Raw genomic sequence first — 11,512 nt, 5'->3', positions numbered from 1 at the left:
AAAGGCATCTGTAGCTATTAGCTAAAAATAAGATGGCAACGTGGCGGAATGGTTACGCAGAGGATTGCAAATCCTTGTATCCCGGTTCGATTCCGGGCGTTGCCTCCAAAAAAAATCTTGTTTTAGTTATAAAAAAAAGTAAGTTGGCTTTTTTACATTCCTCGGTAGCTCAGTTGGTAGAGCAGTTGACTGTTAATCAATTGGTCGCAGGTTCGAGTCCTGCCCGAGGAGCCAAAAAGAAATCAAATAGTATAAAAAATTAATATGGGGTCAGTTACAAATTAATTTTAAACTGCTTTTGAAATTCCTGATCCTGATATTTGTAACGATTTATTAAATTTCAGTTTTTGATCAGCATTAAGTTCTGAATATAATTTTACTAAAAAATTATAATTAACATTCATGTGACCTTCTTGTGATTTTTCCAAATTCACTAAATATTCTGAAAAGTCTTCAAAGAAATAATTAATCGGTACTTTTAAATAGTTTGAAAGTTGAAGTAATCTTATCGAACTCACACCGTTAGTTCCTTTTTCATATTTTTGAATTTGTTGAAATGTTACATTGATTGCTTTTGCTACTTTAGTCTGTGTTAAACCTAAAGCTAATCTTCTTAGCTTAAGCTTGTTGCCTAAGTGTTTATTGAAATTATCTTCCATTAAGACCCCTCTTAATTAAATTTTATAAATACTATTGAACCTATTTATTAATGTTACTGCAATAGAAAAATTTATTTTTTTTTGTAAGAAACTTAATATAATTGAAATACTGTCAAGCATTAGTTGAATGTAAAATGAACATATTTCGATTGATTTAATTAAAATTTATTGCTTAAAATTATATATTTTCTATAGTATCTGACTTAAAAATAGCTTAGTTCTATCGCTCTTTGGATTAGCAAAAAACTCTTTAGTCTCAGCCCTTTCAACTATCATTCCCTCATCCATAAAAATAACCTCATCAGCTACTTCTTTAGCAAATCCCATCTCATGGGTAACAACTATCATTGTCATACCTTGGTTTGCTAAATCAACCATTACGTCTAAAACTTCTTTAATCATTTCTGGATCTAAAGCTGATGTAGGCTCATCAAATAACATTATTTTAGGTTCCATACAGAGAGCTCTAGCAATAGCCACTCTTTGTTGTTGACCTCCTGATAATTGACCTGGAAATTTTTGTGCTTGATCAAGAATTTGAACTCTTTCTAAATGTTTTAAAGCTAATTCTTCAGCTTCTTTTTTTGGCATTTTTTTTACCCAAATTGGTGCAAGTGTACAATTATCTAAAATTGATAAATGAGGAAATAAATTAAACTGTTGAAATACCATTCCAACTTCTGCTCTAATTTGTTCAATATTTTTTGTATCTTCCGTTAAAATATTTCCATCAACAATAATATCACCCTGCTGATGCTCTTCTAATCTATTGATGCATCTAATTAATGTAGACTTACCTGATCCTGATGGACCACAAACAACGATTTTTTCTTTTGGTTTAACTTCTAGATTGATATCTTTTAAAACTTGAAAATCACCAAACCATTTATTTACATTTTTTATTTGAATAATACTGTCAGACATAGTTTATCGCTCTGTTTTATATTTCTGTTCTAGATTATAGCTATACTTACTCATTGCATAACAAATAATCCAGAAAATTATTGCAGCAAAAACATAGCCTTCCATAGCAAAACCTAACCACTCTGGATTAGTTTTTGCTAAATTTAACATTCCGACAATTTCAAGTAAACCAACTACAAATATTAAAGGTGTATCTTTAACTAAAGCTAAAAAAGTATTAGCAATACCTGGAATTACTAATTTTAAAGCTTGAGGAAGAATTACAAATATATGCATTCGCCAATATCCCATACCTAATGATTTTGCAGCTTCGTATTGACCACGTGGTAATGCTTGTAAACCTCCTCTAATAACTTCAGCAACATAAGCTGCTTCAAACAAAGAAATAGCTATTATACATCTCACCAATTTATCTATAAAAAAATCCGCAGGTAAAAACATTGGAAACATCACAGCAGACATAAATAAAACTGTAATTAACGGAACACCTCTCCAAAATTCAATAAACCCAATTGATATATATCTTATTAATGGAAAATCTGATCTTCTACCAAGAGCAAATGCCATTCCTATAGGAAAACAGAAAATTAAACAGAAAAATGAAATTATAAATGTAAGTGATAATCCCCCCCAAGCTCCAGTTTCGACCCAATTTAATCCATCGAGTTTACCTAATTCAATTAATTCCTCGTAAAAGATGAAATATTTTAAAGCGATATAAAGAGTAATTGGCACAAATATAAAATAATAAAATTTAAATTTACTTGGAATAAAGAAACCAATAATTATTGAAATTACTGCTGCAATTATTCCATAAGAAAAATCAAAAAATACAGGACCACCTGATATAAAAAAGAAAATAAATAGGAATGCTATAAATGGATAAATTACAACATAATATAAAGTTAAATATTTTTTAAATTTTTCTGTAGCAAAATATCCTACAGAACCTAAAAGAGCTAAAGCAATAAAAGATAAATTTATTCTCCACTGTTCTGCATTTGGATACATTCCATACATAAATCTTCTAAACCAAACTTTAATGTAAGTCCAACAAGCACCAGTGCCTGAGCAAACATCTTTACTATCACCAGCAAAACTTGCATCAACTACGAACCAACTTAAAACTGGTGGTATTGATTTAATAATTATAAAAATAATTAATAAGGATAAGATTGCATTAAAATTACTTGTATTAATATTTTTATTTACTTGATCCAGAAATTTATTACCACTGTGTTCAATTCTAATAAAATACAGTCCTATAAAACCTAATATAATTGGAATTACAAAGCTTAATGATGCAGGTAAAAATCCAGTGATGTTTAAACTGAAGAATGAATTAAGAAAAACATCAATAACACTAATAACAAATAAAAATGAACCCATATATAAAAAGGTAGTCAAATTTTCTTTATCTGGTTTTAAAAAATTAATTTTTGACATTTATTTTTCCTTAATAGCAATTTTTTTATTGTACCAATTCATAAGAATTGAAATTGAAATACTTAAGCTTAGGTAGGTAAACATCGTTATTGAAACTATTTCAATCGCTTTACCAGTTTGCATTAATGCTGTTCCCGCAAAAACTAGTACTAGATCAGGATAAGCAATTGCAGCAGCTAATGAAGAATTCTTAGTTAAATTTAAATATTGGTTTGTGGTTGGTGGAATAATAATTCTTAATGCTTGTGGCATAACAACTAATTTTAAAACTTGGTTAGGATTCAATCCAATAGATGCAGCTGCTTCTTTTTGACCTTTACCTACACCTTGAATTCCAGCTCTTACACACTCAGCAATAAAAGTTGCTGTATATAAGGCCAGCGATAAAGTTAAAGCTATTAATTCAGGGGGTAAGCTTATACCGCCTTCGTATTTGAATGATGTTGCAGCTAATTGCTTTAATTTAGGAATTTCAAACGATAAACTCACACCTCCAATTAAAAAGCTAAGTAAAGGTAATATAAAAATTAAACCTACTGATATCCAAAAAACAGGTAACTGTTTACCTTGCGTTTCTTGAACTTTTCTTGCATGAATTCTAATTACAACTATTGCAATTATTGCTGCAATTATAGAATATAAAAACACGTTAAGATTTTCCCAAACGAATGCTGGAACATACAAACCTTTAATCGTTAAGAAAAAAACACCTAACATTGCATCCGCATCTTGAGGCAATGGTAGAGCTCTTAAAGCAGCAAAATACCAAAAAAATATTTGTAAAAGTAATGGGATGTTTCTAAAAAACTCCACATAAAAAGCAGCAAACTGATTTATTAAATAGTTTGGCGAGAGTCTTGCAACACCAACAATAACACCTAAAATTGTTGCAATTATAATTCCAATTACAGAAACTAAAATAGTATTAAGTAAACCAACTAAATAAGCTCTAAAATATGAATGTGACCCATCATATTCAATAAGAGAAAACTGAACATCAAAAGATGACTCTTGAGAAAGAAACCCATATCCAAAATCAATACCTCTATTCTCCATATTGATTTGGGCGTTATATGTAAAAAATCCAAAAACTAATACTACAACTAAAACGGTAATTAATTGGGGAATGATTTTTTGTAATTTCAGGTCCATTTGAACGCTTATAAAAAAAAGGGCTAGAAAAATCTAGCCCTTTTTAATTAGTTAAATGTGCAATTATCTTGCAGGTGGTACATAAAGAATTCCACCTTTAGTCCATAATTCATTTGGACCTCTGTCAGGTAAAATCCCAGTGTCAGCTATATTTCTTTTGTAGCTTTCACCATAGTTACCAACTTGCTTAATAATTCTTAAGCTCCACTCATTGTCTAGACCAAAAGCAGCACCTAATTCACCTTCAGCACCAACTAGTCTTTTTACAGCTGGGTTGTCTGAAGTTTTCATTGAGTCTGCGTTTGCAGAAGTGATTCCATACTCTTCAGCTTCGATCATAGCATTTAAAGACCATCTAACGATATCTTCCCATACAGAGTCACCTTGTCTTACAACTGGTCCTAAAGGCTCTTTAGAAACAGTTTCAGGTAATACAATGTGTTCATCTGGGTTAGACATTTTAGTTCTTTGTGCAGCTAGACCTGATTTATCAGTAGTGTATGTATCACATCTACCAGCATCATAGGCAGCTACGACTTCATCAGCTTTTTCGAAAGCAACTGGCTCATAAGAAATTCCTTTAGAATTAAAGAAGTCCCTCATGTTTAACTCAGTTGTTGTACCAATGTTAGTACAAGCTGAGATACCATCTTTGAATTGGCTTGTTGAAGTAATACCAGAACTTTTTCTAACCATGAAACCTTGACCATCGTAGAAGTTTACTCCAACGAAAGTAAGTCCGATATCAGCATCTCTAGAAAGAGTCCAAGTTGTGTTTCTTGATAAGATATCAATCTCACCAGAAGTTAAAGCTGTAAATCTTTCTTTAGCACTTAATGGTGTAAACTTAACTTTGTTTGCATCACCTAGTACTGCAGCAGCTACCGCTCTACATACATCAACATCTATACCAGTCCAATTTCCTGCAGCATCAGCATTAGAAAATCCTGGGAGACCTTGAGATACTCCACATCTTACAAAACCCTTCTTTTGAGTGTTTTTAAGTGTTTTAGATTTTTTAGCAGCCATAGTTTCTGTTGTAAAAGTAAACAACACTGCAACCATAGCAACTAAAGAAGTTAATTGTTTTAAGTATTTAAACATTATTCTTCCTTTATGTTATTTTTATTTGTTAACAAATAATTCAAAATTACTTTTGAATATTCTTAATTTAAGCATGTAAGAAAATAGTGTTCAAGAAAAAATAATATATTAATTGGATTTAATTCAAATTCTCGTCAAGCAAAATTATATATGATTAATGCGTTAAAAACTGAGAAATGGCGCGCCCTGAAGGATTCGAACCTACGACCCTCGGTTTAGAAAACCGATGCTCTATCCAGCTGAGCTAAGGGCGCAAAATTTATTGATATATATAATACTATATTAATTTTTAAAAAAGAATTTTTTAGCAATCAACAATAAAGATATTAGTTCAACCCTTCCGATAATCATAAAAAATATAAGAAAATATTTGGTTAAAAAGTGCAAATTTTGAAAATCAAAGTCTGATAGACCATAAGCAGATGAATTAACTGTATTCATCAATGTCAATACAGCCAATTTAAATGAGTATTCAAATTGAATATTAGACAAAGATAATAAGATGGTTAAAGAAAACAGAGAAATAACAAAAATTAATATTGTTAAAAAATATTTATTTATGTCTTTTGTGTCAAAATTAATTTTAGAAAAAAACAATTTATTCATAAATACATTTTTTGGCCGGCTAAAAGAAAGAATTTGATTAATAGAATATTTAGTTAAAGAATATATTTTTAAAAACCTTAAACCTGAGCTCGTAGAAAAGAAAGATCCCCCAATAATTACAAGTAAGATATATATAAAATGTAAGTTAGCTTGAGCAACTTCAAGTGAGATACCTATATTTGTAATACTGCTAACTAAAGATAAAAAACTATATGTGAAATTAGTATCATAACTAAAGAATACAAAAAATATACTTACAACTACAATAAAATATAAAAATAAATGTATATCTTCATAAAAAAAATTTAAATTTTTTTTTCTTAAAAAAATTAAATTGTATGTAAAAAAAATACTAAAAAAGGAAATCAGCATTAAAAAAGAAAACATAATTATTTGAAAATCATTTATTAAAATTGTCGAAAGATCATTTGTAGGCAGAAATCCACCTGATGAAATAACTGTCATTGCTAGATTCAGTGAATTAAATGATCTAATTCCAAAAATATTTAAAATAATAAAAATTGATATAGTTAATCCTGAGTAAAGTAAAATAATTTTAATTGATTGTTTTAAAATCTCAGACGAATTAAAAGATAAAAAATTAGTTAATGATTTTTTTAAACTTTCATCATAAATATCAATTAAAAAAATAATTGAATATAAAAAATACAACCCACCTATCCATTGTATTGATGATCTCCATAAAATTAAGCCTTGATCAATATGTTTGATATTTTCAAAGATAGTAAAACCTGTTGAAGTAAACCCAGAAACTGCCTCGAATAAAGAATTTAAAAAAGATAAATTATAAATACTTAAATAAAAAGGTATCGATAAAACTAAAGGCATTAAAAAATATCCCAATAAGACAGTTAATATTTTTTCAAATATTGTGGGTTTTTTGGGATCAGTTTTAATTTTGTAAAAAATTATTCCAATCACTGTGGAAATAATTAAGCTAAAATAATATGTGTTTAGATTTAGATATAAATTAAAATAATATGAATAAATAATATTTAAAAAAGAAAAAATAGATATCAATATAAAAAAGAAACTTAAATACTTTACTCTAAAAAATGACATTTAATTAAATAGAACTAATTCTAAATATATTTTCTACTACTGAAATTGAGTCTTTCTTTGCTAAAAAAACTACTTTATCCTCTTTTTGAAAAACAAAATTTGATCGAGGTATTATAACTTTGTTGTCTCTTAAGACCGCTCCAATTCTTATTTCGTCAGGTAAGTTTGAATTTTTTAATTCTTTATTAATAAGCTCTGATGTTTCAATAATTTCAGCTTCAATTACTTCGTATTCACCATTCATAATTGTGTAGGCAGTTTCTATAGTCCCTTTATGGATATGTTTTAAAATACTTGATACTGTGTTCATCCTAGGATCTATAAGATCATCAATTTTTAATGAATTTTGTAACAAAGAATAGTTTGGCTTATTAATTAAAGCCATTGTCCTTTTGTCATCTACATCTTTTTCATCTTTTGCAAATTTTTCAACAAGAACACTTACCATCAAATTATCCTCATCATCATTTGTTAAAGCAAGAACTGTTTCAGCTTCTTGTAAATTAGCCTCTGCAAGAACCTCCTCATCTAAAGCATCTCCGTTAATAACAATAGTATTGTTTAATTCACTGGCAAGAAATTCAGCTCTTTCTTTGTTTTTTTCTATAATTTTTACTCTCGCTGCATCTAAAGTTTCTTCAATATTTTTTGCTAAGTTAAAACCTATGTTACCACCACCTACAATCAAAATATTTTTAGATACTTTTTCATCATGTCCGAAAGCTTCTAAGGTATCAGACATTTGTGAAGAATTGATTATTACGTAAATTTTATCATTTTTTTTAACATCGTCGTTTTTCTTTGGAATTAAAAATTTTTCATCTCTTATTATTCCAATTATATTTGCATCTAAATTTGGATGTTTTTTAGTTAAATCGTTAAGTTTAATATTTATTAATTTACAATTTTCATTAATTAAAATTTCTAATAATCTAATTTTATTATCAGCAAATGGAACACTGTCCAATGCTCCAGGTGCTTCGAGTTTTCTTTGAATTGATTTTGCAATTTCAATTTCTGGTGAAATGATCACATCTATTGGTAAATTTTCTTTATTATAAACCCTTGTAAATTTAGGGTTTAAGTAATCTTGAGATCTAATTCTTGCTATTTTTTTTGGAATTTTAAAAATTGAAAATGCTATTTGGCAAATTAGCATATTAATTTCATCGTTTCTAGTAACTGCAATGATCATGTCTGTCTCTGCTGCATTAGCTTTTTCTAAGATCGATGGATATGTGCCTTTTCCAACAATAGCCTTAACATCTAAAGCATCGTCAATTTTTTGAATATCTTCACTAGAAGGATCTATAACGGTTATCGAATGGCTCTGTTCACTTAGCTGTTTAGCTATAGTAAACCCTACTCTACCGGCTCCACAAATGATTATATTCATCTAATTAAATTCTTTGATACCCAAAACTTTTAATTTTCTATGCAATGCGCTTCTTTCCATACCAACAAAATTAGCTGTTTTAGAAATATTTCCATTAAATTTTTTCAATTGAATAGTTAAATACTCCTTTTCAAATTTTTCTCTAGCTTCTTTTAATGGCACAGAAAGGCTATTTTCAGCCAATTGATCATCAAAATTTGTATTTTTTAATGACTCTTTAATAATATTTGAAATTTTGTCTTTAGTATCTGGTTGCAATATTGCTATTCTTTCAATCAAATTTCTTAACTCTCTAACATTACCATGCCAATTATGATTAAGTATGTAGCTATTATTCTCATCAATAGTCAATTCTCTTATTTTATAATTTTCAGATATTTGTTTTGAAAAATATTTGATTAATAAAGGAATATCAGAAATTCTTTGATTTAAAGGTTCAATATTTATCTCAAAAACATTTATTCTGTGAAATAAATCTTCTCTAAAATTACCAATTTCTATTTCTTTTTTTAAATCTTTACTTGATGAACAAATCAATCTTACATCTACACTTACATCATTAGTTCCATTTACTCTTTTAAATTTTTGATCTGTAAGGACTCTTAAGATTTTAGATTGAATATCTAAAGGTATTTCTGAAACTTGATCAATTAAAAGTGTTCCTTTATTAGCTTTTTCAAGCGCACCGTATGAGATAGAGCCATTTTCTTTTTCTTCACCAAATAATTCTAACTCATATTTATTTATATCAAGCAAGGCGCCATTTAATACAATAAATGGTTTTTTGCTTCTAGAAGAAGCTTTATGAATTTTTCTAGCTATTAATTCTTTACCCGAACCAGAGGGTCCGCTTATGAAAACTCTACTTTCAGTTACTGATATTTTTTTTATTTGGTCGATTATATTTACTATGTTTTTACTATTACCTATTAATTCATAAGATGAAAATAATTTACTTTCGTATTCTTTATTTTGTTTTTTTAAATTAAAGTTTTCAACTGCTCTTTTAACAAAATTTATTAATCTTTCCTGATCAAATGGTTTTTCTATAAATTCAAAAGCTCCGTGCTGTAATGATTTAACAGCCATTTCAATATTAGCATGTCCAGATATAATTATAACTGGTATATCTTTATTTTTTGACTTAATATGAGATAAAAGTTCAATTCCATCATTATCACCTTTATCCAATTTAACATCAAGAATTGCTACATCTGGAAGTTTTTTGTCAATCTCAGCGAGCGCTTGATTATAATTTGCGGCTAAACGTGTTTTATAACCAGCATCAATGATTAGCTCATTAATGATATTCCTAATATCAACGTTGTCATCTACAATTAAAATTTCTTCACTCATTTTTATTTAAAAATATAACATTAATTCTTGCACCATTTTCAATTGGTATGAAATCGATTTTTCCATTGTGGTCATTAATTATCTTGTTAACTATAGATAGCCCCAATCCTGTTCCATTTTTCTTAGTTGTGAAATATGGGTTAAGAATTTCTTTTATATTATTTTTTAGTTCACTAAAACCAATACCATTATCTTCAATTATTACTTTTATGTGGCTATCATCTTGATGAAGTTCAATAGCAATTTTTTTGGTAAAATTACTATCATTTTTAGCTTTTTGATTAATACTTTCAATTGAATTTTTAATTAAATTTAAAAAGACTCTGCTTAATTGCTCTTTATCACTTTCAATCAAAATTTGATCAGAATTTTTATTAAATATAATATCAATTGACTTATCTAGTTCACTAAGTAATTTTATATTTTCACTAATTATATCAACTAAATTATTTTTTCTAAAAACAGGTTTTGGCATTCTTGCAAAATCAGAAAATTCATTAACTAATTTTTCAATTTGTTTTATTTGATTATTTATAATTTTTAAATTATCCTTAAAATTTTCAGTGTCATTTTCATTTAATTGATTAGAATATTTATTTTTAAGTCTATCTATAGTCAATTGAATAGGTGTTAGTGGATTCTTAATTTCATGAGCAAGTTTTCTAGCTAAACTACCCCAAGCTTCATGTCTTTCATTTATGATTAATTTTTCTTGTTGAGATTTAAGTTTATCAATCATTAAATTAAAATTTTTATTTAATGTTTCTAGATCTTTATCAGTTTTAACCTCTGGTACTTTTGCATTTAAATTCCCTTCTCCAATAGAGCTTGAAGCAGATATTAAATTATTTATTGACCTAAAAAATCTTGATGAAAATCTTATAGCTATAGATATGGAGACAAACAATAAGACACTAACAACTATAATATAAATAATAGCAAATGAAATTTTTATACCTGAGCTTTTTTCTTCAACTGTATAATAAAAATTAATAGCTTCCTGCGATTCATTTAAATATTTTGATATATCTTTGTCTAAATATTTTATGACATATAAAAATCTATTTTCAAAATTTTGCAATCTCATAATAGCTGCAGAAATATTTTCAGGAGCATTAATGATTTTTAAAGGTCTATCATCATCTAATACTAAATTCAAAGCCTTATCAACAGGAGGTATATAAGGTTGATTGTCATTTAAAGTTGTATGCAAAATTTTTTTATTAATATCGATAATATGTATTTCATCTACATTTCTAATTATTTTTTGTGTATCCAAAAATCTTTTGTATTCAATTTGATTATCATTTAAAAATTTTTTACTTTTGTTTGTGTCAAAAGCAATTAATACAATATCAGACTGAATTTTATTTCTAATTTCCTCAACATAATTCCTTGCTAATTCATAGGAATTGTTAACGACTGTGGTAACTTTTTTATCAAAATACTTCTCTAAAGCAAAAGAAAATAAAAATAATGAAAATATAGAAATCAATACTGATGGAATTAAAGTAAATAAACCAAAGTATGTAATATATTTTTTATTTGATTTTAAACCATCTTTATCAATATCATTTTTGATAGCGCTCTTAATTTCAATAAAAATAAAAATAAAAAGCGCTACTAAAAGAACAATGTTTAGAACTAATAAAATTTGTAAATTTTGATCAGTTAACTTAATAAAACCTTTGTCTATAAAAGTTAAAAAGGTTAAAAAACCTATCGATAATGTTATAATAAATAATATTATTAGATATATATTTTTTTTAATAAATTCGTACATTTG

The 11,512-nt window shown here is 27.4% G+C and carries 9 protein-coding genes and 3 tRNA genes; 2 read left to right on the top strand and 10 right to left on the bottom strand.

Annotated features, from left to right (window positions below):
- Window positions 1-34: 34 nt before the first annotated feature.
- Together ACTT88_RS02805 and ACTT88_RS02800 are read left to right on the top strand one after the other, a co-directional pair.
- Window positions 35-108, top strand: a tRNA-Cys gene (locus ACTT88_RS02805).
- Window positions 109-158: 50 nt separating this feature from the next.
- A tRNA-Asn gene (locus ACTT88_RS02800) sits at window positions 159-234 on the top strand.
- A gap of 53 nt (window positions 235-287) precedes the next feature.
- On the opposite strand, the gene ACTT88_RS02795 is transcribed toward ACTT88_RS02800, so the two are convergent.
- From ACTT88_RS02795 to ACTT88_RS02750, 10 genes are all read right to left on the bottom strand, one after another.
- Window positions 288-659 (bottom strand): helix-turn-helix domain-containing protein, encoded by a 372-nt coding sequence (locus ACTT88_RS02795; protein WP_075484522.1) that lies wholly within the window; start codon window positions 657-659, stop codon window positions 288-290.
- A gap of 189 nt (window positions 660-848) precedes the next feature.
- Window positions 849-1,583, bottom strand: coding sequence for an amino acid ABC transporter ATP-binding protein (locus tag ACTT88_RS02790; RefSeq protein WP_440907842.1), 735 nt, complete (start codon window positions 1,581-1,583; stop codon window positions 849-851).
- Between the two features lie 3 nt (window positions 1,584-1,586).
- Entirely contained in the window at window positions 1,587-3,029 is a 1,443-nt protein-coding gene (locus ACTT88_RS02785) for an amino acid ABC transporter permease (protein WP_440907841.1), read from the bottom strand.
- Window positions 3,030-4,175, bottom strand: coding sequence for an amino acid ABC transporter permease (locus ACTT88_RS02780; RefSeq protein WP_440908619.1), 1,146 nt, complete (start codon window positions 4,173-4,175; stop codon window positions 3,030-3,032).
- Between the two features lie 69 nt (window positions 4,176-4,244).
- A complete protein-coding gene (locus ACTT88_RS02775) occupies window positions 4,245-5,285 on the bottom strand; it encodes an amino acid ABC transporter substrate-binding protein (RefSeq protein WP_075484502.1) in 1,041 nt (346 codons plus the stop codon).
- 177 nt (window positions 5,286-5,462) lie between these two features.
- Window positions 5,463-5,539: transfer RNA gene (locus tag ACTT88_RS02770), tRNA-Arg, on the bottom strand.
- 28 nt (window positions 5,540-5,567) lie between these two features.
- Window positions 5,568-6,833, bottom strand: coding sequence for a TrkH family potassium uptake protein (locus ACTT88_RS02765; protein WP_440907840.1), 1,266 nt, complete (start codon window positions 6,831-6,833; stop codon window positions 5,568-5,570).
- Window positions 6,834-6,978: 145 nt separating this feature from the next.
- The gene (gene trkA, locus ACTT88_RS02760; RefSeq protein WP_440907839.1) at window positions 6,979-8,370 is read right to left on the bottom strand and encodes a Trk system potassium transporter TrkA; all 1,392 of its coding nucleotides are present in this window, start codon (window positions 8,368-8,370) and stop codon (window positions 6,979-6,981) included.
- A complete protein-coding gene (locus ACTT88_RS02755; RefSeq protein WP_440907838.1) occupies window positions 8,371-9,726 on the bottom strand; it encodes a sigma-54-dependent transcriptional regulator in 1,356 nt (451 codons plus the stop codon). It abuts the gene before it with no gap.
- Window positions 9,719-11,509, bottom strand: a complete 1,791-nt coding sequence (locus tag ACTT88_RS02750; protein ID WP_440907837.1) for an ATP-binding protein — start codon at window positions 11,507-11,509, stop codon at window positions 9,719-9,721. The genes ACTT88_RS02755 and ACTT88_RS02750 overlap by 8 nt, the downstream gene beginning before the upstream one ends.
- Window positions 11,510-11,512: the final 3 nt, after the last annotated feature.

The organism is Candidatus Pelagibacter sp., assembly GCF_052046145.1.
Taxonomy (GTDB): domain Bacteria; phylum Pseudomonadota; class Alphaproteobacteria; order Pelagibacterales; family Pelagibacteraceae; genus Pelagibacter.
The sequence above is the reverse complement of the archived record's forward strand: the minus strand, read 5'-3'. Positions and strand labels throughout refer to the sequence as shown.

Excerpts from the sequence above, each read along its gene's own strand:
- ACTT88_RS02795 (WP_075484522.1), bottom strand. The coding sequence starts at position 659 with ATGGAAGATAATTTCAATAAACACTTAGGCAACAAGCTTAAGCTAAGA.
- ACTT88_RS02790 (WP_440907842.1), bottom strand. The coding sequence starts at position 1,583 with ATGTCTGACAGTATTATTCAAATAAAAAATGTAAATAAATGGTTTGGT.
- ACTT88_RS02785 (WP_440907841.1), bottom strand. The coding sequence starts at position 3,029 with ATGTCAAAAATTAATTTTTTAAAACCAGATAAAGAAAATTTGACTACC.
- ACTT88_RS02775 (WP_075484502.1), bottom strand. The coding sequence starts at position 5,285 with ATGTTTAAATACTTAAAACAATTAACTTCTTTAGTTGCTATGGTTGCA.
- trkA (WP_440907839.1), bottom strand. The coding sequence starts at position 8,370 with ATGAATATAATCATTTGTGGAGCCGGTAGAGTAGGGTTTACTATAGCT.
- ACTT88_RS02755 (WP_440907838.1), bottom strand. The coding sequence starts at position 9,726 with ATGAGTGAAGAAATTTTAATTGTAGATGACAACGTTGATATTAGGAAT.
- ACTT88_RS02750 (WP_440907837.1), bottom strand. The coding sequence starts at position 11,509 with ATGTACGAATTTATTAAAAAAAATATATATCTAATAATATTATTTATT.